The sequence below is a fragment of the Megasphaera jansseni genome, assembly GCF_047974155.1.
Classification (GTDB): domain Bacteria; phylum Bacillota; class Negativicutes; order Veillonellales; family Megasphaeraceae; genus Megasphaera.
Genome location: NZ_JBHYRR010000005.1, coordinates 88,646 through 113,336, shown reverse-complemented (window position 1 = coordinate 113,336; position 24,691 = coordinate 88,646). Strand labels below are relative to the sequence as shown.

The 24,691-nt window shown below is 42.0% G+C and carries 19 protein-coding genes and 1 pseudogene; 1 reads left to right on the top strand and 19 read right to left on the bottom strand.

Features of this window, described 5'->3' with window-relative positions:
- Positions 1-36 precede the first annotated feature (36 nt).
- From istB to ACE418_RS03330, 8 genes and pseudogenes are all read right to left on the bottom strand, one after another.
- Positions 37-951: pseudogene (istB, locus tag ACE418_RS03365) on the bottom strand (IS21-like element helper ATPase IstB).
- Positions 952-2,021: 1,070 nt separating this feature from the next.
- Positions 2,022-2,423 carry a protein-export chaperone SecB gene (locus tag ACE418_RS03360; RefSeq protein ID WP_416449308.1) on the bottom strand — a complete coding sequence of 134 codons (402 nt, stop codon included), beginning with the start codon at positions 2,421-2,423 and terminating at the stop codon, positions 2,022-2,024.
- Positions 2,420-2,629, bottom strand: coding sequence for a hypothetical protein (locus ACE418_RS03355; protein ID WP_416449306.1), 210 nt, complete (start codon positions 2,627-2,629; stop codon positions 2,420-2,422). Before ACE418_RS03355 ends, ACE418_RS03360 begins: the two co-directional genes overlap by 4 nt.
- On the bottom strand, positions 2,622-3,149 hold the full coding sequence (locus ACE418_RS03350) for a hypothetical protein (protein WP_416449304.1): 528 nt from the start codon (positions 3,147-3,149) through the stop codon (positions 2,622-2,624). Before ACE418_RS03350 ends, ACE418_RS03355 begins: the two co-directional genes overlap by 8 nt.
- A gap of 203 nt (positions 3,150-3,352) precedes the next feature.
- Positions 3,353-4,216 carry a UTP--glucose-1-phosphate uridylyltransferase gene (locus tag ACE418_RS03345; RefSeq protein ID WP_416449303.1) on the bottom strand — a complete coding sequence of 288 codons (864 nt, stop codon included), beginning with the start codon at positions 4,214-4,216 and terminating at the stop codon, positions 3,353-3,355.
- Positions 4,200-5,306: a UDP-galactopyranose mutase gene (glf, locus tag ACE418_RS03340; RefSeq protein ID WP_416449301.1), complete on the bottom strand. Its 1,107-nt coding sequence runs from the start codon at positions 5,304-5,306 to the stop codon at positions 4,200-4,202. Before glf ends, ACE418_RS03345 begins: the two co-directional genes overlap by 17 nt.
- A 27-nt stretch (positions 5,307-5,333) precedes the next feature.
- A complete protein-coding gene (locus ACE418_RS03335; protein WP_416449300.1) occupies positions 5,334-6,737 on the bottom strand; it encodes a DUF3329 domain-containing protein in 1,404 nt (467 codons plus the stop codon).
- Entirely contained in the window at positions 6,697-7,695 is a 999-nt protein-coding gene (locus ACE418_RS03330; RefSeq protein ID WP_416449298.1) for a glycosyltransferase family 2 protein, read from the bottom strand. Before ACE418_RS03330 ends, ACE418_RS03335 begins: the two co-directional genes overlap by 41 nt.
- A gap of 295 nt (positions 7,696-7,990) precedes the next feature.
- Here ACE418_RS03330 and ACE418_RS03325 point away from each other — a divergent pair, with 295 nt between their 5' ends.
- Positions 7,991-9,427, top strand: coding sequence for a flippase (locus ACE418_RS03325; RefSeq protein WP_416449296.1), 1,437 nt, complete (start codon positions 7,991-7,993; stop codon positions 9,425-9,427).
- Here ACE418_RS03325 and ACE418_RS03320 read toward each other — a convergent pair.
- From ACE418_RS03320 to ligA, 11 genes are all read right to left on the bottom strand, one after another.
- Entirely contained in the window at positions 9,418-11,337 is a 1,920-nt protein-coding gene (locus tag ACE418_RS03320; RefSeq protein ID WP_416449295.1) for a hypothetical protein, read from the bottom strand. The two genes, ACE418_RS03325 and ACE418_RS03320, sit on opposite strands and share 10 nt — an antisense overlap.
- Before the next feature lie 69 nt (positions 11,338-11,406).
- Positions 11,407-12,459, bottom strand: a complete 1,053-nt coding sequence (locus ACE418_RS03315; protein WP_416449293.1) for a hypothetical protein — start codon at positions 12,457-12,459, stop codon at positions 11,407-11,409.
- 7 nt (positions 12,460-12,466) lie between these two features.
- Positions 12,467-13,594: a glycosyltransferase gene (locus ACE418_RS03310; protein ID WP_416449292.1), complete on the bottom strand. Its 1,128-nt coding sequence runs from the start codon at positions 13,592-13,594 to the stop codon at positions 12,467-12,469.
- Positions 13,595-13,599: 5 nt separating this feature from the next.
- Positions 13,600-14,661, bottom strand: coding sequence for a glycosyltransferase family 2 protein (locus ACE418_RS03305; protein ID WP_416449290.1), 1,062 nt, complete (start codon positions 14,659-14,661; stop codon positions 13,600-13,602).
- A gap of 538 nt (positions 14,662-15,199) precedes the next feature.
- Positions 15,200-15,961 carry a DUF4422 domain-containing protein gene (locus ACE418_RS03300; RefSeq protein WP_416449288.1) on the bottom strand — a complete coding sequence of 254 codons (762 nt, stop codon included), beginning with the start codon at positions 15,959-15,961 and terminating at the stop codon, positions 15,200-15,202.
- Between the two features lie 110 nt (positions 15,962-16,071).
- Positions 16,072-17,133 (bottom strand): AAA family ATPase, encoded by a 1,062-nt coding sequence (locus tag ACE418_RS03295; RefSeq protein WP_416449287.1) that lies wholly within the window; start codon positions 17,131-17,133, stop codon positions 16,072-16,074.
- 319 nt (positions 17,134-17,452) lie between these two features.
- Entirely contained in the window at positions 17,453-18,898 is a 1,446-nt protein-coding gene (wbaP, locus tag ACE418_RS03290) for an undecaprenyl-phosphate galactose phosphotransferase WbaP (RefSeq protein WP_416449286.1), read from the bottom strand.
- 441 nt (positions 18,899-19,339) lie between these two features.
- A complete protein-coding gene (locus ACE418_RS03285) occupies positions 19,340-20,281 on the bottom strand; it encodes a hypothetical protein (RefSeq protein ID WP_416449285.1) in 942 nt (313 codons plus the stop codon).
- Positions 20,282-20,390: 109 nt separating this feature from the next.
- A complete protein-coding gene (locus ACE418_RS03280) occupies positions 20,391-20,915 on the bottom strand; it encodes a DUF4411 family protein (RefSeq protein WP_416449283.1) in 525 nt (174 codons plus the stop codon).
- The gene (locus ACE418_RS03275) at positions 20,912-22,084 is read right to left on the bottom strand and encodes an ImmA/IrrE family metallo-endopeptidase (protein ID WP_416449282.1); all 1,173 of its coding nucleotides are present in this window, start codon (positions 22,082-22,084) and stop codon (positions 20,912-20,914) included. The genes ACE418_RS03280 and ACE418_RS03275 overlap by 4 nt, the downstream gene beginning before the upstream one ends.
- 164 nt (positions 22,085-22,248) lie before the next feature.
- On the bottom strand, positions 22,249-24,240 hold the full coding sequence (gene ligA / locus ACE418_RS03270) for an NAD-dependent DNA ligase LigA (RefSeq protein ID WP_416449281.1): 1,992 nt from the start codon (positions 24,238-24,240) through the stop codon (positions 22,249-22,251).
- Between the last annotated feature and the right edge of the window lie 451 nt (positions 24,241-24,691).

Here is a 24,691-nt window from a genome sequence, read left to right as displayed (position 1 = left end):
AATTTTCCCTAATTTCACCTTCAGAATTCCCTCGAATCACCGTGGGGAATTCCCTGTTTTCGGCGGGATTGTTTGTGACTGGGATGGAGCACTGCCATCTTGACGCATGAGGGCATGTTCCATGCGGTAGCTGGGGCCCTCAAATATCAACAGATGCTCGTGATGCACCAGGCGGTCAATCATGGCTGCCGCCATCTGAGAGCCAGTTTAATTCTTTATCTGGCTTTGCAGACGGTAGGAAGTTCCATTCATATTTAGGACGCTGGAATGGTACGTTAAGCGGTCCACAAGGGCCGCAACCAATGTGTCGTTAGAGAACATCTCCGTCCATCTAGAAAATTCCAGATTCGTCGTAATCACAGTACTTGTCCGTTCGGTCCGTTCCGCAATCACCTTAAAAAGCAGTTCGGATTCCTCCTGCGTGAAGCTGGCATAACTCAGTTCATCAAGGAGCAACAGGTCTGTTCCTGCAATGGCCTTTTCCATTTTGCGCAGCTGGTAATTGTCACGTGCTTCACGCAGTTCAGCGGCCAACGTAGTCGCATTTTTGAAAAGAACCTTATAGCCAAGCAGACAGGCCTTCAAGCCAAGGGCTGTCATCAGATGCGTCTTCCCGGTTCCGGGATTCCCAATCATCACCAGGTTCTCATGCCGGCGGATGAAGTCGCAGCTAGCCAGCTGCTTCACATATTCTGGTTTTACATGCTCCAGCCGGCCCAGGTCGAATTCCTCCAACGTCTTCAGAATAGGAAAGTGTGCCCTTTTTATGCGGCGTTGCCATTGTTTCTCTTGTCTGGCATCGTATTCCCTTTTCATGAGGCTGAGAACAAATTCTTCCAAGCTTTCCCCGGCCTTGTACTTCGCTTTTTCCTCATTGAGGTCGCTAAATGTCGGTAATTTCAGTAGTTTGGCATAACAGCGGAGCGATTCCTTTATACCTGTATCTTGCATGAGCTATCCCCTTTCTGTATCAATCGGTCGTAAATAGAAAGATCAATCGTTTGGACAGCGACCTGATCCCGTATTTTTTCTGGCCGTGCATGGTGTTCAAGGAATTCCACTTTCCTGCGCCAAAAGGCTTTTTCACCTTCTTCTGTACAGAGCCGGAGGATTTCCATAAGCTCTTTTGCGGAGAAGTTTGTGTTTTTTAATAGGTGCAGGAGAGCCGGACTCAGTGCCTGTTCCACCGGCTTTGCTTGTAGGATACTGCGCGGCTTCTTTTTGAGCAATAGCAGATAATGTGCAAGTTGCAGGTATTTTTGCCGCTTTCCGCAGCAATGTTCATGTGTTGTTATGAATGGTGACACTTCTGCCAGCCATCGCTACAGGTACGGAATACTCGTTGGAAGCATACCGGAACAAATATATTTCTTCTAGTCCAACCGACGAGGTTTTCCACAAGCCCTTTTTCGTTGCCACTGCGTGCATTGCAGAAGACGGAATCAAAACAATAATGTGCGGCCAGTGCTGCATACGCCTCCTGTGGTATAGCTTTGCGGCCAGTACCACTTTTTACAGCCACTTTTGCATTGTCGAAAAGTACACGACGGACGACGCCGCCAAAGAATTCCAAGGCTAATATAAGCATACGCTTCACCCAGTTCAATCTGTATGGCATCGCCAGCGACAAAAGACAGAGGCCACATAAACTTCCTAGCTGCGTCTACGTAGTGTTCGGGCAATCTGTCTCTGGCTTTTCCCTTCTACGAAGAACATATGCCGGATTTTTTATAGTCTTCCATAGTGATAATCACCTTGTTGCCAGCCCTTCCCATTTGATTGTCCTAACCAAATTATACAGGATGGAGTAGTGAGGTGGCTCACTTTTTCGTAATCATGAATACCTTAAATGGCTCACTTATATATTATCATTCACACACTTACTTCGCCGCGCAGCAAACGAACAAATATTCCAATTTCAATATATCATATCTACGGCAAATTATCAACATGTCCAATGAGCCTCCGCAATGTCCCGAAATTTGAAAAAGCCACGAACCTGGAAAGTTCATGGCTTTTCACTATTTTTCTAAAAAATGAGTAACATTAATAAGCGGCAATGTTAATGGCTGAATATTACAAATTTTTGTTAAATCGGAAATAGCAGAACGTAAATACGGATACATAACAGTAGTTCCATTTAGCCTTAAAAATTTTTCAAAATCAATATCTTTAGAGTACTCTACTAAATGAAAAACTCCAGTCATTTCTGCATTGATAAAAAAGGCCTCTTCACCTTTTATATTACAACTCAGCGTAACACTTCCTTCATCATCATTCAATACATGAACATCAATATCCAAATGAAAGTCTATTTTGTAACTGTTTCGAGCATCAAAATCCGGGCTCATTTTAAAAGACAAATTTTTAAATGTATAGTTCTTAAATTGAAAGGAAGCTTGTCCAGTCATAGGATTATTCATGCTACATAATCTCCTTTAATGTTTATAATTGTTTCATCAGCATTAGAAGAAAAAGTATATAGCTGACATGGAATCACATCAATTTTGCAATTGAATCCTGGAAACACCTGGACAGAATCAATGCTTTTCAATAAATGTATCATTTCTTCAGAAGTCATCTTATCCAGTGAATCAAATACCGCTTTTTTATATTCTTGACTAAGCATAACTGTCAACCTCCTTTATAGATTCAGGTTGAATACACCTTGGATTTTTTACACAAATTTGAATTTGAACGGTAAGATAATCTAATTGGGCATATGTATACTTTCGAGGTATTTGATAAGCAGCTCGTACCATCTCATACGGATGAATCTGATATAGAGCATCTAAAACATAACCTTCTTTATGTTTCCATTTTCCAATTTTAGATTCCATCTCTGTAAGTTTATCACTTAATTTTTTACTAAAAATTTCAATAAAATCTCTGTCTTCATCAGTCAATAAATCAATAAAATTATTCGTTCGAATCAGGCTTTCTAATACAACAACATCTTGACAGGATATTTTTCGTCTAGCCACGGTAATCATAAAAGCCTGATGGGGATCAAATTCAAAAAAATACACGCCCTTGCCTAACCAATCTCTCCACGATCCACTAGGCAAAAATGTTTTACCTTTTAAAATTGCGGTTGCACTGTTTTTATCAGTACCATGATAACCTATAAATACACTGCTGCGCCCCATACTCTCCCACCTTGTTAAACGTATCTAATCCAAAATGTTTCAGCGCTCTTAGCGAACAAATATTCTAATTTAACTATATCATATTTAGAGTAAATTAGCAATATATTTAGACAACTAGGAATACTGTCAATATTTTTTCGCAAAATCATAAACCACACCCTCGTCATCATTAGTCGAGGATGTGGTTCATGGCTTTCATTTCATCATATATATTGCTTCAGATACGTCTGAAAAGCATCTTTTAATTCAGGGCGCCGCAGTGCGTATTCTACCGTGGCTTTGAGGTAGTCCAATTTGTTGCCTATGTCGTAGCGTTTTCCTTTGATTTCGCACGTGTAGACGGCTTGACGGCTGGCCATGATTTTTAGGGCGTCGGATAATTTGATTTTTCCTTTTTTATTCGGTTGGACACGGCGCAGGATTTCAAAGATGTCCGGTGTCAGGACATAGCGTCCCAGCATGGCTGATTTTCCATCGGCTTCGGTCCCAGACATTTTGTCTACATCAAGGAAACGGGAAATCCCTGCGTTTTCCGTAGCGACGCTTTGAATGATGTTCCGCGGAACGACCTGCGCTCCCTTCAAGATCTGGCAGCCCACCATAGTGGCACCGCATTTATTATACGTTTGCATCAGCTGATGTATAGCGGGTTCCGGCTCATGATAGATAATATCGTCACCGAGGAGTACGGCGAAAGGTTCATTGTCAATGAAGGATTCAGCACAAAGGATGGCATCCCCTACACCACGTATATGTTTCTGGCGAATGTAGTGAATATTTACCTTGGAGATTTCCTGTACCATATCCAGCATCGCCACTTTTCCATGCTGGCGCAGATGGTATTCTAAATCTACATTGGTATCGAAATGGTCCTCGATAGCCCGTTTTCCATGACCGGTGATAATCAGGATTTCTTCAATACCGCTTTGAATGGCTTCTTCTACGATATACTGGATGACAGGCTTGTCTACAATGGGAATCATCTCTTTAGGGATTGATTTAGTCGCCGGCAAAAAGCGCGTTCCATAACCGGCCGCCGGGATAACGGCTTTACGAATGGGCTTCATATTTTTTTACCATCTCCAAGGCACTAGCAATGACATCATCCATATCATAGTACTTATATTCAGCTAAACGGCCGCCAAAGATGACATTTTCTTCTTTCGCTGCTAAGGCTGCATACTGTTCGTATAAATGCTGGTTCCGTTCGTTGTTGACCGGATAATAGGCTTCTTCGCCAGGATGCCAGTCTGCCGGATACTCTTTGGTGACATAAGTAACAGGCTGTTCTCCGAATTCAAAATGTTTATGTTCTATGCTGCGCGTATAGGGCGTTTCCCGATCCGTATAGTTCATGACAGCTACGCCTTGATAATTTTCTTCTTCGATTCGTTCTGTTTCAAAACGAAGACCACGATATTCCAAACGCCCCAGTTTATAGTCGAAGTACTCATCAATAGGACCGGTATAGACCACCGTCTTGGCCACGCCTTCATATTCATGGCGAGCCTGATTATAATCGACGCCAGTCCGCACTTCAATGCCTTCAAGCAAGGCGTTAATCAATACATTATAGCCGCCGATAGGAATTCCCTGATAACGGTCATTGAAATAATTGTTATCAAAGGTATAACGTACAGGCAAGCGCTTGATGATGAAAGCCGGAAGCTCCGTGCAACTCCGTCCCCACTGTTTTTCCGTATACCCTTTAATCAGTTTCGTATAGATGTCCGTACCGATGAGGGAAATGGCCTGTTCTTCCAGATTCTTCGGTTCTGTAATCCCCGCTTCCTGACGCTGCTGGGCAATCTTGGCCGCCGCCTGCTTCGGCGTGACGACACCCCACATCTTAGTAAAGGTATTCATATTAAAAGGCAGATTATACAACTCGCCCTTATAATTTGCTACTGGTGAATTGACATAATTATTGAACTCCACAAACTGATTCACATAATCCCAAACTTCCTTATTCGAGGTGTGGAAAATATGAGCCCCATATTTGTGAATCCGGATGCCTTCCTTTTCTTCACAATACACATTGCCGCCCACATGATTACGCCGTTCCAAAACCAGACAAGACTTACCAGCCTTCGTCATTTCGTGGGCAAAAACAGAACCGAACAGACCACTGCCAATAATTAGATAATCGTACATCATAAAAACCTCCTGTGAAAAGCCATAATATCATTTATTAGTTTTTACATGAACGCTTTGAATCGTATGCAAGCCAAAGGCATGAGCCACGCCTTTATTCAACCAATGTTGGTTTTCTTCTTTAGGCTTAATGTCGTCCAACCCATAGGTCGCGCAAAATTTATTTTTCGGCGTAACGGGATTGACATATACGTCAAGATTGCCCTTTTCTTTTTCCATCTGGATAATTGCCAAATTCTGATTCCAACGGTTTGCGTAATCCTGAATACCCGTCCGGGCATCACTATAAAAAGAATTCATGCCAAGCAGCAGGGCAATCATCAAGAAACAGCGGCATTGCCGAATCGTGAGTGTATCATTCCAATCATCATACAATAGGCCCACGGCAATCACCATGAGGACGACGCAGCCTAAGAAAACACGGCCAGAAATGCCGCCAACAACGCTCATAGAAACAGCAGACATGACACCAGCCGCCATAAAGAGGGCTGCCACTTTCTTTCTCGTCGTTTTTACAAAAAACATCAGCAAAACAAAGCTGATAATAAGTAATAACGTAGATTCAAAATCAAACAGCGCGCTAATGTTATGGAAAACATTTCCAATCATATGGATAATAGAACGGGAATGATGTTCCGAGGCAAAACGCACAAAATTCCCCGGTGCCAGCCAAAGAATGAGCGAGCCGATGACCAGGCTGACAATACCTGTTTTGGCAAATCGCGGGATCATGCTGTATTTTTCACGATACAGCCACATATAGCCTGCAGCCAACAAAATCAGCGATACTGACACATTTTCATTGGACCAGCCAGATAAAATTCCCAAACACATCAAAACGATGACCACCGGAATTGAATTCATCCAACTACGTTCCTTATAAAGATAAAAACGCCAAAAAGTCATATAAAGCAGTGGAATCAAACTCGACCACATATAATTGGCCGTGCCGGATATCCACAAAATATCTTGCCCAAAAGCTGGCAGACAGGCAAAAAGTAAAAAGTTAATCAGCACGAAAAGGGATGGTGAAAACTTAATCTTACCCGTGATATTCACATAAATCAGGCCAACAAAGACAAGGTAGCCAAACGTATTGATGATATCAAAAATCCGCTTTGGAATCGACAAAAATAGGTAAGCAAAAAATTCGCCCCAAATACGGCCGCCCCAAGAGAAATAAAAGCCCCATAATTCTTTAAAATAATCTTTGAACGAATGAATCTGTTTAACCCCTTCACCTTTCAAGATATCGTCGACAACCCAAGGGGTCAGATGATTCAAGCGGAACATCAGAATGGCCATAAGCACGATTAAAAACAATACCCCAAATAACTTCCACTTAGGATTCTGATCCATCTTCAAAAACAAATCATTAAATTTCTCTCTCATCTCAGTGCCGCGCCCCTTTCTGGTCCATAATGGTTTGCCCATTATAATCTTTCACCAAATAAAGAGGCCTAAACTTACTTTCGTTGAAGACACGGCCCAAGTATTCCCCAATAATGCCGAGGAAGAAAAGTTGAATACCACCGATGAAAAGGATGATGGAGACGAGCGACGGATAGCCAGGCACATCTTCCCCACAGATGAGGGTACGAAGAACGATAAAGAGCATATACAAGAGGGCAATAAATGCCAAAATGCAACCGACAAAGGCCGATGCCCTCAACGGTGCAATGGTAAAACTGGTGATGCCTTCAATGCCCAAGTTGAGGAGTTTCCAATAATTCCACTTTGTCTTGCCGGCAGCCCGTGCATCGCGGTCAAAAAGGACTTCTTTCTTTTCAAAACCAATCCAGCTAAACAAGCCTTTCGTATAGCGCTGGGATTCCCGCATCAGGCGCAGAGCATTGAGGCACTGTTTGTCCAATAAGCGGAAATCACCGACATCGCGCTGCATAGGTACGCTGGACATCTTCTGCAAAATCGTATAAAAGGCATGGGACGACCACTTCTTAAAGAACGACTCCCCTGCCCGGCTACGCCGCTTGGCACTGACATCTTGATAGCCCTTTTCCCACCAGGAAATCATTTCTGGAATCAATTCCGGCGGATCCTGCAAATCAGCATCCATGATAATCGCCGCATCTCCCGTCAAATAGTCGATACCAGCAATCATAGCGATTTCCTTGCCAAAATTACGGGACAAATTGACATACGACACGCGGCTGTCCTGTTCATGAAGCTCCCGCATGATATCCAAAGTACGATCCTTGCTGCCATCATTGATGAACATGAACTGGAAATCATACTGCGGCATATCGTCAATGACCTGTACTGTACGCCGGTAAAATTCATGCAGAACAGCTTCTTCGTTATAACAAGGTACTAAAATCGAGACTAATCGTCTGTCTGTCTGTTTGCCAAGAGTATAGTTTTCATCAATCATCTGTCAAATCCTTTCTGGTCACAGTAGTTAAATTCCACGAACTGACTTACATAATCTCGACCGCTTTATTTAAGGTATGAAAAGTGCCGGACAATACTTCCCGGCCACCTATATTTCGTACACAACCACAGCCCTAAGTAGACCATTGTCAACAATCAAGTAATCGTATATGCGAAATTTCTCCTGTGAAATGTTGCGGACATTTTAATTATACCATATCACAACTTGTCCGTCAGATATAAATGTGTTATATATAGAAGAGTATAAAATTCATTGATTCAAGCAGGAGTGTTCTATGTCAAAAAGTGTTTCAAAAAACTACATCTATAATGTCAGCTATCAATTGCTCTTATTGATTACCCCTTTTATTACGACGCCATACCTGTCCCGCGTGCTTGAACCGGCTGGTATCGGGACTTATAGTTATACCTATTCCATTGTCTCGTATTTTATTTTATTAGCATCTCTCGGTGTCGCTGATTATGCACAGCGGGAAATCGCCTATCAACAGGATAATCAGCATCTACAGAGCCGGACTTTTTATGAAGTGAATCTTATTCGCTTTCTGTTGGTCGGCTTAAGTCTATGCGTTTATTACTTCGTTGTTTCCCGCTTTTCCGGAGATCATCTGATTTATTGGTATCAGGCACTCAACATTGTTGCCGTACTTTTTGATATTTCCTGGTTTTTTCAAGGGCTGGAAGAATTCGGTAAAATCGTACTGCGGAATTTCATCATCAAATTTGCCAGCATTATCCTCATTTTCGTTTTGATACATCAACCAGACGATTTAAATAAATATGTCTTCCTTATCGGCATGATGAACGTCCTTTCCGGTCTTTCTATCTGGCTCTATCTACCAAAATACCTCGTATCTGTACCACGGCGAGAAATCAAGCCGTTCCGGAACTTCTCTATTATCATCCAAATGTTTCTGCCGCAAATCGCCATTCAAATTTATACGGTCCTCGACAAGACGATGATTGGCGTCATGACCGGCTCACCATTGGAAAACGGCTATTATGAACAGGCAGAAAAAGTCATCAAACTTTCCCTGACCATTGTTACCTCACTAGGAACCGTTATGTTGCCACGTATCGCATATGCCTATGCCCACAAAGACTATGAAACCATCAAAACAAATATGATGCGCTCCTATCGCTTCGTCTGGTTTCTGACTATGCCCATGTTTTTCGGATTTATAGCAATCAGCAACAATTTTGTTCTCTGGTTCTTCGGGCCTGGCTACGACAAAGTCGTTCCACTGATGCAGATTCTCAGCGGTCTAGTCATTGCCATTGGCCTTAGTAATGTAACTGGAGTCCAATATATGCTTCCCACAAACCAGCAGAATAAACTGACTCTAACGGTCGTCTGTGGTGCTGTCGTAAACTTTGTACTCAACCTTTTTTTCATCCCCATGTTGCAGTCCACTGGAGCTGCCATTGCCTCATTGATTGCGGAAATCACGGTCACAGCCGTACAATTCTATATCGTTCGTAATGTATTTTCAATTGCCGAAATCGGACGACTCTCTATTAAATATTTATTTAGTGGCCTTATCATGTTTGCAATAACCGGTCCGCTCAGTATTTATCTGAAACCGGGCATTATCCATACCTTTATAGCAATAGCAGCAGGATGCCTCATTTACATCGGTATCCTGCTGCTAACAAAAGATTCTATGCTTTATATGTTCATTTCAAAAGTACAAGAGAAAATTCACCATTGAGATTTAGGATTACGCTCTAATGTTCCATAATAGCCAATCAAGGCGCCCAATAGAAGCCAATAAATATAAAGTTGAGTTGAATTACCTCCAATAAAAGCAACCATCAGGCCAAAATAACTAATCCCTAAAATTGCAATATGCATATATTCTTGGGAACCAGCCTTTAGCCAATAAATTTTCTTCTTAAATAAAAGAAATAGAGCATAAAAAGAAGGCATTAAAAATAAAATAAATCCAGGGAAGCCATAACTGGCAAATTGGTGCGTGTAGTCACTAATAATCGGGAAACCAGATTTCAATAGCCCTTTGGTCTTTTGATAAGTAACCCATAACCGTACTTCTCGATTTTTCATTAACCAATCAGGAATATAGGAAACAAGATATGCCTGTTTTAGCTCTTGTCCCCCTACACCAAAGAAAGGATGATCAAGTCCGATTAACGTTTCTACATACATCATCCCATAACGCTGTTGATTACTTCCTTCTGTTTGAGACGTCATAGCAGTCATCCTATTTTCTAGCGGCTTCGCCTCTCCTTTATCTACCAAACGATTTTGATTCCACTGTAACGTAATTTTTGCTGCCCCTTGAGAAGCAAGTCTTATATCATTTTGAAACGCATTATTGGCTGCCAATTCCATTACAACATTAGGATACTCTTCTTTACTGATAGGTTCTGGAAGCCTAACTGTAACTTCACAGCATTGACCAGGAAGCAAAGTCCTATCTAATGGCACATTTACACGCCCTGATTCTTCTTCCCAATTTTTCGTAAACCAAGCACTTGTTAAATCAATGCCTGTTCGTTTTTCCCAAACAATATGACTCTTATTTGTTATTTTTAGAGTAACAGTATTATCTGATGTAATAGAAATCAAATCATAGTCCACAGCATATCGATGTTGGAAAAGCCAATTCAACCCTATACCAATGCCACATAAAAGAATAATAATTAATAGTGGAGAAGAGATTTGCTTTAAAGAAACCTTTTTTCTATGTAAATATAAGAAAAAAATAGCACTTAAAGCTTCAGCCAGTAAAATACCCATGGCCGTCTTGCTATTTGTCCCCCACATCATAAAAAGTTGCATAGCAAATAAAATTTTCCAGAACCATTTTTTAGTTTTCGCTACACGAATCTGTGTCAAAAGAAACGGAATCGTTACCGTCAGATAAAGTGCCATATATGCTGGTTCTGCAAACATGGAACGTACTCGATTCCCACCTAATAATGGTGGCCACCATCCATGTGCTATTTTTATGTCATAAATCCAAGGATTGATATGTGCCAAAATTGCCATAGCATCATAACTACCAAAAAGATATAAAAATTCTATGACAGAATATATTGAACAAATGATAGCACCGCCTAAAGTTCCATAACGCAATGCTTGAAAAGAAGTTTCCCTGTTTCGATAGAACAAAGAAATCCCCCATATTACAACACCATAAGTTACACCATATTCTAGAATATGTGTAACAATAAGTTTTATTGCCCACCAAGTGTGTCCAATGACCAAAGTATCAAGAAAAATCCCTTTACTAGATAAAATTGAAAATAAAAAATTCAATTTTTTAAATTGATTAGCTGATATTTCCTGCCAATCAGGAAATATCAATAATCCATGTACCAGTGAGAGAATTTGCCAAACAAGGAAAATACAAAAAAAAGCACTACATATCTTAGGAACATACCATTCTCTTTTTTTTATGCACTGATAAAAAAAAAGGCATAACCCAATTAGTACAGGAAAAATACTCAACTTACTTCCCATACTTCCAAAAATAGAAATACTCAAAGCCATATGCCCAGTATGAAATGGTATTAAGAAAATAGCAATACCAAACATAATACATTCCCAGTCATAAAGAGAACAAGTTTTAAAATTCAATATCAATTTATGCATCACATTTCACCAATTCTATAAAATACAATAATAATTGTCATCTCAATATTTCTTACAGTCTCTCATACACTTTTAAAGATTTAATTGATGTAATACTGACTTTGTAAATTCTCCATCAATGACCTTCTCTTGCAATTTTTGAATATTATTTCTATAAGTCGAATAAGTTTTTTCATCAATAGTATCTATTATTCCGGGTATCTGCAGAATACTATCAACTACAAAACCAATATCACTCTTTTCTACAAATTCTGCAATAGCAGCTTGTCTCCATGTGATGACTGGCATTCCTGATGCAATATAAAGAGACAATTTATGAGGATTATTATACTTTAAATAGTTACCCATAAATCCTTTACATTCATCTAAAGAATTTCCATCCCAAACAAGTCCAAAACTCCCTTCTAATTTAAAGGGAATTTCATTTGGACCATAGCAACCCTTCCAAATAATATTTTTTTTATTTTTTAAAGAAGTCGGAATACCATTACCATATAAATTCCAGGTTAAAGTCTCATCAATATTAGCTAATAACGGCAAAAAGCCACTTTTTTGTAAATTACCAGCAAAGACAATTTCTTTTCCGAAATGCACTCTGTTTTGATGATTACTAGGCTTTTGATCAAGAATATAGTCAAATAGACCTAATTCAATTACCTTTGCAGTAAGGCCATGCTTGCACAAAACATCTTTCATATAACGATTATGTACAATCACTATCTTAGCTTGATTTAATAATTTTATTTCGTCTTCCAAAATAGCCCGTCCAAAATGTCTCAACGAATCAATATCGTGAACAAAAACAATTACACTATTATTTAGGATAAAATTTTTCAAAAGATGATTATGTATTCTATTAAAATAAAACGGATATTGTAAAATCACAATATCAGTAAATATTTTTCGTAACTCGATAACATTTTTTAAATTTTGTTTTTGAGTAAAATATTTTATTTTTAATAAGATATTTTTGAATTTATTTGCACTTGTTGGCATTGCTTTAATATTAAATAAACAATCATAGTTTTCATGCAGTATCGTTTCAATATCAGTCCTTGCTTTAGACCCTGCATTTTTACTAAAAGCTAAATTTTCACCTATATATTTCATTTTAATATTCTCCACATCTCAATTATTCTCTTAAATAAATATCTTCCATTTTTTTAGATACTTTATATATATCATACCCTTTTTCTGCAACAACGTCAGCAAACTTAGAGCGTTCGGTGCAATGACTACTTATAATTTTTTTTGCCCAATCCTCAGGGGACTTTTCGAGTGATATAAAATGTGCCAATTCTGTTAAGCCGACTTCCCGTGTAATGGTGTACGAAAAAAAACATGGTAACCCTGCTGCCTGTGCTTCGATTCCAACTACAGGCAAGCCCTCAAACCTTGACGGTAAAAGGAAACAATCCATTGCTTTCATTAAATCAGGAACATCATTTCTCATCCCTAAAAACTTAACGCACTCAGTTAACCCCTCTTGATCAATTTGTTTTTTAGCAGACTTATAATAAGACGTATCATTTACAGCATCACCAATGAGTAACAAAACAGCTCGTGAATTTATCTTATGAATTTCTCGAAAAATTTCTATTAGAAAAGTATGATTTTTTTGATAGGTGAATCGCCCCACATGCCCAATAACAAATTTCCCATCTATCTGCAATTCCTTTCGCATATTATTACGAATCGAAGAGTCGAATCTAAATTTATCGCATTCGATAGCATTGGGAATGACTTTAAACGCAATATCTTTTCCAAACATCCATCTGCCTGCTAATTGAGAACAAGCAAAGTAATCACTTGCTCCCCATTTCAATAGCTTTCTATTTATAGCTATAATAATTTTTTTTATAAAGCCGATTTTCTGTTCAAATCCCGAATTATGAGAATGCATAATTCTCATAGGTATTCCAAAAAATCTTGCAATAAAAATCGGAAAAACATACGTAATGCTATTAGAGTTTAAAACAATAGCCTTATATTCTCTAGCTATATTATGAAGCAATTTAATCCATTGCCAATAATGGCGTATAGGGTTTGAATGTCTAGAACGTACTCCATAGATATGGCTGCCTGCTTGCAAAATTTTATCTTTAAAGACGATTTCATCCTCACTCGTAATATTGACAAAATCATATGTAACTTTCGTTTTGTCTAAATAATCAAACTGCTGCATCAAGTAAGTCTCTAAACCGCCAATATTTTTAGTCATGCCAATTTGTAATACTCGAATGGGCATCTTTTCCTTCATTATATTCACCTCTTTAATGCAGCAAAAATAATTGGGCAATGTATCCGTACAAAACTGATTCCATGAATCAAGCCATGAAATAAAATTTCATATTTCGAACGCAAAATCGAAATCATGATTTTTTGTTTTGCGTTGATACCTACAAAATGAACGGATTGATAAATAGCAAATAAATCACTGTTTCGAATGGCTCTAATAAAAGTATTAACAGGTTCGTTATTTACCGTTTTACGCTGTACAGCAGAATATATAAAACGGGTATACAGCCAAAAGATATTACTCATCGTCTGAGTATCGATGCTTTCTATTGAAGAGAAACTCTGCAGGAATTCTCTGATTTTCATCAGATGTAATTCATAATATTCATCATTATTCTTCATCGATAAGCTGAGACTATTCAAACGTTTCGCATAATGATAACCACAATAGGAACTGCACTGCAACCGCTGTACATACTTAAAATATCGGATATTAAAATCAAAATCTTCATTAACGCGATACTGGCCGTTAAATAAAAGACCTTTATCTAAAATAATCGAAGCTCGGTATATCGTATTCCACAGATAGCCAAAAAGCGGAATCAGTTCCATCCGAACCATCTGTTGGCGGATGGTATCAGGAGTGTCATAAACCTGCTCAGTCAAATAACATCCTTTGGAATAAGCTTTTTCCCCATCAGAATTGAAGTATTCCTCAATACAACCAAATTTTACGCAGTCTATTTGATTGTCGTTGACATAGGAATAAGCAACCGCCAAGAAGTCCTGGTCAATGGTATCATCACTATCAACAAAAACTATATATTGGCCTTGAACGTAATCAAACGCCAAATTACGTGCTGCCGCTGCGCCTTTATTTTGTTTAGCTTGTACTAACTTAACCCGATTATCGTGTTGTGCTATTTTCTCACAAATAAAGTAACTATTATCATTTGATTGATCATCCACTATGATAAGTTCGAAATTTGAATACGATTGATTCAAAATAGATTGAATCGCTGCTTCTACATATTTTTCAGAATTATATACAGGCATAACAACTGAAAAAAAAGGGCTTGGTTTGTCCATGAAAATACCTACTCCTATTTTTCAAAATCAGAAAAATTAGATAACAAAGAGGAAACTTCTAACAATTTATTTCTTACACCTTGATTAATAGTTAATTTTCCAACAACTATTTCATCCTCATTTTTACTACAAAATAATGTAGTATATAACGAATCTGCTCTTTTTTCTATATCAATTAGGAACTACAAAAAATCCACAAAAGTTAATGCCTCTCTTTGATTCGTATCCCAATGGATCATATTGGGAATTCTATTTATATAACCTAACTCTGTATTACGCTAAAAAATATTTTCTTTTAATGTTGCTATGATATTATCATCCGTTGGTGATAATTCCAATTTTTTCATGTAAAACCTCCACAATAAAGGAGTCTTTCTTCTATCGAGTTTAAAAGTAACCCAGCAAGAATTTTTGATATTGTAAATTTTAAATTCTAATTAGTTAACCTACCTTTCGAACAGGCATATTAACGCCTTATTTTATCATATTTTTCATTTTCTTGCTATATCACTAAAAGTTTATAGTACAATTCTTTTGCTTATCTTCCAAATAATTTTCTTTTCAAAAAAGCTCCGCCTTTTTTTATCCAATCTTGTTTTTCCATAAAGGAGACATTACTTTCTAAATAATTAATCTGATTCTGTTCCAGCCAGACGTCGAGAAGTAATTCACTGACGAAGCCATAGATACGGGATTCATAGATATCCCAGCCAGTGATGTCGACCAGTTTTTCCAGTTCAAAAAGAATAGAGAACATCCATTGCATATAGTCGTCATAAAGGTCGCGACGCATGACGAACATGTTGAACATATGGGCCCAGGTCCGATTCATAACTTTTTCAAAGGCAGGCAGGTATTCGGGGCACTGTTCTTTGATGATCTGTTCCGTTATATCCAGCCCTTCTCGATGATGCGCATGATTATAATGAGAACGGTTCGTTTCGATGTAGTATTTGCGTTTATCCGGAACGACGACGGGATGGCTGGACAAGAGTTGCTGCCATTCTTTTTCTGTCAATATCTGGTCTTTCTTGGCTTCAATGTTATGGACCTCTTTACGCGTAAAATAGCGGCGGTAATGCACAAGCCCCAGATAATCGGCATCCAAGTTTTTCCAAGCCCAATAAAGGCCTGTCAATTCACAAAAATGAGGATTCTTACTACTGATATTGTCACCTGTGTTATCCGGCGTATAGCCAATCGAGGCTTTACCTTCGGCCCCGACATGAACGGGCAGATAAACCGTATCCGTCGGCATCCAGTACTTTTTGTGAGCTGCAATGATGATTTTAATAGACAAAATGGTCAATCCTTTCTATTTTATAAGGCTTACATATTCTTGAAATTCGGCATATTCATCTTTATTTCTAATATACGAGCGTTTGAAAGCTGCAAACGCAGCGCTTCGTTTCATATTGCCGAAGCCTTGAAATAGCCTTCTACAATTCCATCATAAGGAATATTTGAGAGGCCTTCTGGAGTATTAACTAGCATATGATTTGCCAAATCATAAATAACGGTATTCTCGATAGAATTCAAAATGAACGGAGAGTGTGTCGTCACGATGAACTGAATATTGGTGAAAATGCCTGTCAATATCGGCATAATTTTTTTCTGTAGCTCTAAATGCAGATGTGCTTCGATTTCATCAATCAAGACGACGCCTTCCAAATCATAACACTTGCCCGCTTTCTTTTCCATCCGCATCATCAAATCGACAACGATATCTAAAACGGCTGCATAGCCACTGGAAAGGGTGTCAAAGGTAAACGGTTCTCTGCCAGGCACGATGATATGAAATTCAAAGCTTTCAATATCAAAGTCCAGATGAGCTTGTGGCGCATCAAATATGATTTGCAAAACGTGGTCAAATCGTTGAAACCATTTTTTGATTTCTTCAGCTCTTTCTTTTTTCCCACCAACTTCCGCCATGGCCCCTACTGTTTTCAAATTCAAAATGTATTTCACGAACTCCTGACCTGGATGTTCCTGGATGGTATACCTTTCCTTTAAATCCACTTTGGATACATTTTTCTCATTATGTGCCGTATATCCTCGTTCCGCTTTATAATAGGCAAAAATGTATTCTCCCGTGTATACTTTAGCCCGCATACCATCTTCATCATTGAATTGAACTGTAACACCTTTGTCATACTCAGAGAGAAAATATTGCGTCCGTTTTAACGTTTCTGAAAGTTCTCTATATTGAGAATCTGATGGTTGTAATGATTCAATCTTTGATTGAAGGTCTAAAATTAGATTTTTACTGCGCCGAAAATCATCACTCGTATTACTATCTGATGTATATATAGACAAATATGCCTTCAACGCTTCCATGACACTGGTTTTGCCGCTACCGTTTTTCCCGGTCAGAATCAGATGTTTGCAAGTCGTTTCTGATAATGGGATGGTGATATTTTGTAAGTGCCGTACTTTGTCGATATGTATTTTCGTAATAAAGTGTTGATTCATGAAATCATCTCCATTAGAGCTGTGATGGATGTAACCACTCGTTCTGTAACGGGTCGCCCACGTGGCGACCCCTACGAAAACCCCAGCTGGGGGGATTTTTTTACGAGCTGCTGTTTTCCCGAAGCGTCGTTGTCAGTTTGAGTCTGTTGCCGCGCAGCGGCATCTGAGTCCAAGGCGGTCTGCGAACAGCGAAATCAAGAGCAACCTCTCCGGCCCTTCGGGCCACCTCTAGCCGGCTCTCCGTTTTGGCAACCGCCCTGTGCTTCCCTACGGTCAGCACCTGACGGGCCAAAAAGGGCCTATAAGGGGAGGCTTATCGTTAATATGCTCCTTTGTGTTTCAAGACGACGGCGATGGTGCGCCAGATTAGGACGATATCGAACCAGACGTTCCAGTTGCGGACGTACCAGGTGTCCATCTGGACGCGTTCTTCGTAGGTCGTATCGCTGCGACCGCTGGTCTGCCACATGCCGGTGACGCCAGGGCGGACCATATAGAAATCCTTGATATATGGACCGTATTTCGGGACTTCAGCCTGGATAATAGGCCGCGGTCCGACGAGGCTCATTTCGCCTTTGAGGACGTTGAACAGCTGCGGCAATTCATCTAAGCTGGTCTTGCGCAGGAAGGCTCCGCTCTTGGTGATGCGCGGGTCATTCTTCAATTTGAATTCTGTTTCCCATTCTTTCCGGGCCTGCGAATCCCGTGCCAGGAGTTCTTTCAGTTTGACGTCGGCATCGACACACATGCTGCGGAACTTATAGCAATTGAATTCTTTGCCGCTTCGACCAACACGGCGGTGCTTGAAGATAATCGGTCCGGGTGAATCTTTATAGATCCACAGGGCGATGGCCAAAAAGAACGGCGAAAGACAGATAATCCCCAGGCTGGTACAGATGACATCGAAGACGCGTTTAACAGCCCGATTGTACCAGAGGGCCAGGTTGTTGCGGAAGCTGAAGGAAACGATATGGCCATCGATGAGGCTTTCTGTATCGAGTGTTGCCAACGGCAGGTTGCCCATATCGGGGATAAAGGCTACCTTCTTGACCAGCGGCTGAACGCGGTAGACGATATCCTGGACAGCTTCATTGCTGAGGCCCGGTGCGATGACCATGACGTGCTGGACCCCGGTCTGGCGGATGACCTCTTCCGCATCCTCGAAGCGGCCTAAATGGGGCATCATGGCCGCTACTTTCGGTTCTGGCGTATAGTCTTCCAGATAGCCGATGAAATCATAGCTGACACCCGTATCGTGCTTAAAATAATCCAAGACGATAGCTGCTGTCTTCCCCGCTCCCATGATGAGGACCGGCAGCTGGAGCAGCTTGAAATGCCCTAGGATATGTTTGACGATGTATCGTTCTGCCACCAGGAAAAGGAAAGAAGTCAACCATAACAAAGCTACGAAGAGCCGCGACGTCGAAGCTGCTGTCTGAGCGATGTAGATGAAAAAAATCAGTAAAGCGACGGCGTAAAAGACGGATTTAAAAATGCCTGAAATGACCTGCCAAAATTGCATACGCCGCGTATAAAGATGATGTAATTGTAAAAAAAGGATGTATACGACCGGTATGATAACGTGGATACTGAGCCAGGAGAGATGGAAATGCGTTTCCGGAACGAGAAAATCCCGCAATCCATAAGATGCATACTCGGCCAGCCAGATAGCCATATAATCAGCAATAACCATAACAATCGGCAGCAGTTCATTGCTGTATTTATTTTTGATAGAAATAGACCCTTTCGTCGATGGCGTCTCCAAAACAGCTCCTCCTCTGATTCTCTTCTGATAAGATAATAAGGTCATAGTAAAAGGGCTTGTCGAACGATGACAAGCCCTTTTTACGTCGTTAGCTAAAAGAAATAGGGATCTTGCCTAAAGGCAGAAAATGGCACATAAGCCACTCTTCCCATGCAGACATCTACGATTTTAATTATACCGAAAATTCAAATATCTGTCCACTTTTCCAACGTTTCGACGAACAGCTGTGGCGGGCCGCCCACGTGGCGACCCCTACGAAATCCCAAGCCGGGGGGATTTTTTTTACGCGCTGAGGGTTTCCCGAAGCGTCGTTGTCATTTTGAGTCTGTCGCTGCACAGCGGCATCTGACTCCAAGGCGGCCTGCGGACTGCGACCTGCGACCTGCGAAAGTACAAGCAACCTCTCCGGCCCGTTGGGCCACCTCTCCTATAAAGAGAGGCTTATTTCTTCTTTTTGCGATGGACGATGAGGGCTTCGTCGGCCCAGTCGAAGAAGTACGGTTCGGTTACGTAAATGGCATAGTTCGTCAGATAGGCAGTGATGAGTTCTTCATCGGAATATGGGACGTATGGCGGGTTGTTAAGGTAGGGCTGGAAGATGAGACTGTCACCTTTTTTAATGGAACGGATGAGTTTTTTCGTAATAGGGTAGTCCTGCTTCAAGGCTTCCAAGTATGATTTCGCCTTGGGCCAATCGCCGAGTTTGAAGTACAACAAGGCTAAGGGCAGGAGATAATGGGAGCTGCTTTGTTCGTCTGCTCCCCGCTTGTACAGTTTCAATGCTTTCATTTCATTGCACATTTTAGCATACAGCGGCATCAGCTGGAAACGGATGCCCAAATTATCATTTTTATTGAGGCGAAGCATTTCTTCCCCTACCTGGATGGCTTTATTGTGGATGCCACATTCAATCAAATCCGACAGGTATTCCTGAAGCAGCATCATATACGGTCGTGTTTCAAAGTCCAACCAGAAATTACCTTTACTGCGCTGGTAAATTTCCTGATCTTTTAACCTTTTTTCTTCGGCGCCAATTAGGTCTGGAAGGACTTTAAGCATATCCAAGGGGCCTTTCGAGTCCAATTCAGCCTGGGCTAGTTTGACTTCCGCATTATCCGGCTCCAGTTCGGCTGCTTTGGCCAAATATTCCCGTTTGTCTTTTTTTCGGCTCGCCTGCTCAGCTAAGTCCAAATAATCATAGACATCTGCCGGCACTGTATCGTCCTGCCCATGCTCCTGCAAGAAGTCCTGCAAGTATTGGGCAGCTTCCTTATGCTGCATCATGAATTCTTCAATGATCTGCTGCAGCTCTGCTTCGTTCTGAACACCGTTGGGAGCCTTCTTAGCAATAAATGCCTGTAATTCTTTCATTACTTCATTCATAGTACGCATAAAATCATCTCCATTCAGTCTATTTAGGTATTCACACTCGTTCTGTGGCGGGTCGCCCACGCGGCGACCCCTACGATGAGCGGTTTTACGGGGTGCTCATTCATATTTTTATTCCCATTTTTCGCATGAAATAATATAAATTCTGACATGTTATCCCAAAGTGTTTTCCCACAGTAGGAATTTTAGGTCTGCTTGTCGGGCTTTTAATATCAATGACCCCTGATGGAACTTCAAATGTAATAATAGTATATTCGTATGCATTAGCAGTTGCAATAAGCCAAGGATCTGCGATATTGTCTTTAGCCCAATTTCGGAGGGCTCTGTCCGTATAATAAGGACTTTCTTGTAAATATCGCATCACCTGACCATAAGATTCAATAATTTTTACATCACTATAAGATATAATCTGTATTTCATGCTGGTCCCATAAATTTTGAATCCAAGTTTTCAATCCATCTTCACCTTTTAAAATTTCATCTATGACTAAATCCAATACGGAAATACTATTAGATTTAATAAAAACGTCTTCTAATGCTTCCCAAAAAGACGGTACTATATCAGGTGCATAATATGATTCATAAGGGGTCAAAAAGACGTTAGTATCCAGCAAATACTTTTCACTCATGAATTCACACCACCTTCCCCTGAAAGCATTTTTTGATAAATTTGTTTGAATGTAGTTCGATTGGTATTAGTTAGACGATAAACATCACTATAGGATGTTCGACCAGCCTGTGCACTGGCTGCAATAGCAAAAATAAACTGGGGATCCAGTCGGCTAACCATCGTTTTATAATAATCTCCACCTGCATGTTTTTCCTGACTGTTTTTATAAAAATCAACAGCTAGCGTCACAATTTTATGATACATATCTTCTTGAATATACTGTGTATCTAAAGCTTTCCTGGCAATCACAACTTGGCTGCATGTAAAGACTTTTGAAAGTGTACTCACTTTTTTTAAAACGGGTTCCTGATTTTTTCTCCATTCGGAAATAAATAAACGATGAGGCACTAACAGCTCCCCAGCTACCGCATTACACGTTATTTCTATAGGACTGACTCGATTTTCTTCATTATTTTCAACTTTATTATAAATGCTATTGATGCCTATCCAAATATGCACAATTTCATGCAATAGGGAAAAAAGGCGGCCATTCACAGAATCCTTTGCGTTTATAAAAATCAAAGGAACATAGTCGTCTACAAGTGTAAATGCACGAAATTCCTTGACATCTAACGGCCTATGGGTATTATTTCCTACAATACCATTCATCATGATTAATATGCCCATATTTTGGCATCGATGCCGTAAAAATTTAAAGGAATCTTGTGCCGTCTTTTGTGCTATCATCCAATCTTCAGATAAATTTAAATCATGCCGGATTTTTTCTGCTAAAGAAGAAGCAGGCATATTTTCACTACAAGATGCGACATAGGCCTTCTTATCTTGCCCCATATCTTTAATATAATCCCGCATCCAATCTTGGATATTAAGCATCATATCAATAGTATCCACAAGATTAGCACTAGGCTCTTCATTTTCCCCCTGACTGTTTACAGTCCGAAATTCAGTGAATGAACAATCTTCCACTGGCGGATTTTCTAAAAAGAAATACCCTAAAGGAATCTGCATTTTTTTACTGATTTGTTCAATCTGATTAAATGTAGGCTTTTTATCACCTTTTTTCCATTTCATTAAAACGTTATAGACTGTCTCATTGCCGATCAAATCATTTTTTTTAATGAGCCAATCTAAAATAGCTGGAGAAATATCAATATATACGGCAGCCATAATGCTTCCTCCTTTCAGTAATAATTTTCAGCGAGATTCATCTTGTAAAGAAGCTCGACACAGGTTCTGTGGCGGGTCGCCCGCGTGGCGACCCCTACGAAGCCCCGGCCAAGGTTCCCTCGTGAAGGGGAGCTGTCAGCGCAGCTGACTGAGGGGCGGCTTATTCAGCGTTCGAGCCATTCTTTGAATTCGGCTTCGCTGATGATGGGGGTGCCTAGTTTTTTGGCTTTTTCGTATTTGCTGCCGGGGTCGGCTCCGACGACGACGAGGGTTGTTTTCTTGGTGACCGAGGAGGTGCATTTGCCGCCCCGTGCTTCGATGGCCTGTTCGGCTTCTTTGCGGCTGAAGAGCTGCAGTTTGCCGGTGAGAACGACGATTTCGCCATCAAAGGTCGTATTGATGAGGGTTTTCTTTTCGGCCGTCATATCGACGCCATGAGCGCGCAGTTTTTCGATGAGAGCCCGGCTCTTGGCATCGCTGAAATAGGAGACGATGCTGTCGGCGATGCGCGGTCCGATGTCGTCGATGGCCGTCAGATCGTCGATGCTGGCTTCCATGAGGGCGTCGATGGAGCCGAAGGATTCGGCCAGGACGCGACCGGCTTTAGCGCCGACGAAGCGGATACCCAGAGCGAAGAGGACCCGCGCCAGGCCGACGGATTTGCTCGTTTCGATGGCCTTGAGCAGGTTGTCGGCCGATTTGTCGCCGAAGCCTTCGAGGTCGACCAATTCTTCTTTGGTCAGGCCGTAGATGTCGGCTACGTCGTGGATGAGGTGCTGGGCCAGGAGCTGCTGAACGATGGCGTCCCCCAGGCCGTCGATGTTCATGGCATCGCGGGAGACGAAATGAGCGATTTTTTCGCCGATGACGGCCGGGCAGTCCGGATTGGTGCAGCGCCAGGCCGCTTCCCCTTCGCGGCGGACGACGGGGCTGCCGCAGGCCGGACAAGTCGCCGGCATGGTAAAGACTTTTTCCGACCCGTCGCGCAGTTCCGGCAGGGAGCGGACGACTTCGGGGATGATTTCGCCGGCCTTCTGGATGACGACGGTATCGCCGATGCGGATGTCTTTTTCTTTGATGTAATCTTCATTGTGCAGGGTCGCCCGTTTGACTGTCGTCCCGGCCAGGTGGACCGGTTCGAGGTCGGCAGCCGGTGTCAGGACGCCGGTCCGGCCGAGGCTGACGGAAATGTCCAGGACTTTCGTCCGCGCCTGTTCGGGCGGGAATTTATAGGCAATGGCCCAGCGGGGAATCTTGACGGTATTGCCCAAGCGGGTCTGCTGGGCAAAAGAGTTGACTTTGACGACCATGCCGTCCGTCGCATAAGGCAGGCTGTCGCGGCGGTCGTCCCAGCTGTGGATGAAAGTGATGACGTCTTCAATATTGGTGAACTTGCGGTATTCCGGGTTGACCTGGAAATGGAACTGGGCCAAGTCCTGGAGCAGTTCTTCCTGGCTCTCGATGGTGATGCCGCTGTTGCCGCCCAGGGCATAGGCAAAGAAGGCCAGTTTGCGCTGGGCTGTGATGCGCGGGTCGAGCTGGCGCAGTGAGCCGGCAGCGGCATTGCGGGGATTGGCAAAGGGTTCCAGTTCGTCATCGCGACGCTGCTGGTTCAAGGCTTCAAATGATGTGATGGGCATGTAGACTTCACCGCGGATCTCGATATGCGGCGAATCGCTGGCGATGTGCAGGGGAATGGTGCGGATGGTCCGGACGTTGTTGGTAATGTCTTCGCCGACGACGCCGTCGCCGCGGGTGACGCCGCGGATGAACTGGCCCTGTTCGTAAATGAGGTTGACCGCCAGGCCGTCGATTTTCAGTTCGACGACGTATTCCAGATCTTCGCCACCCAAGTCATCGCGGACGCGCTGGTCGAATTCCCGCAATTCATCGTCGCTGAAAACGTCGCCCAGGCTGAGCATGGGCCGGTCATGGGTATATTTCTCAAAGCCGCCGGAAATCTTGGAACCGACGCGCTGTGTCGGCGAATCGGGCGTGACCCAGTCGGGATGGGCTTTTTCAATGTTTTCCAGTTCCCGGTACATCATATCGTATTCATAGTCCGTTACCGTCGGTTTATCGAGGGTATAATATTGATAACTCAATTCATCTATTTTTTTCCGCAGCTCCAAGAGCCGCGCCTTTTCAGTATCCATGGTTTTCTCCTTTATTCATGAAAATCATTCCCAGAAAGTGCAAGCAACCTCTCCGGCCCGTTGGGCCACCTCTAGCCGGCTCTCCGTTTTGGCAACCGTCCTGCGCTTTCCTGTGGTCAGCACCTGACGGGCCAAAAAGGGCCTATGAGGAGAGGCTTAGGCTCCCTTTGTAGGGGAGCTGGCAGCTCTGCTGACTGAGAGGTTGCTTTTTACGCGCTAAGGGTTTCCCGAAGCGTCGTTGTCGGTTTGAGTCTGTCGCCGCGCAGCGGCATCTGAGTCCGAAGCGGCCTGCGGCCTGCGAACAGCGAACGGCGAGCTGCGAAAGTACAAGCAACCTCTCCGGCCCTTCGGGCCACCTCCAGCTCGGCTCTCCGTTTTGGCAACCGTCCTGCGCTTTCCTGTGGTCAGCACCTGACGGGCCAAAAAGGGCCTATGAGGAGAGGCTTAGGCT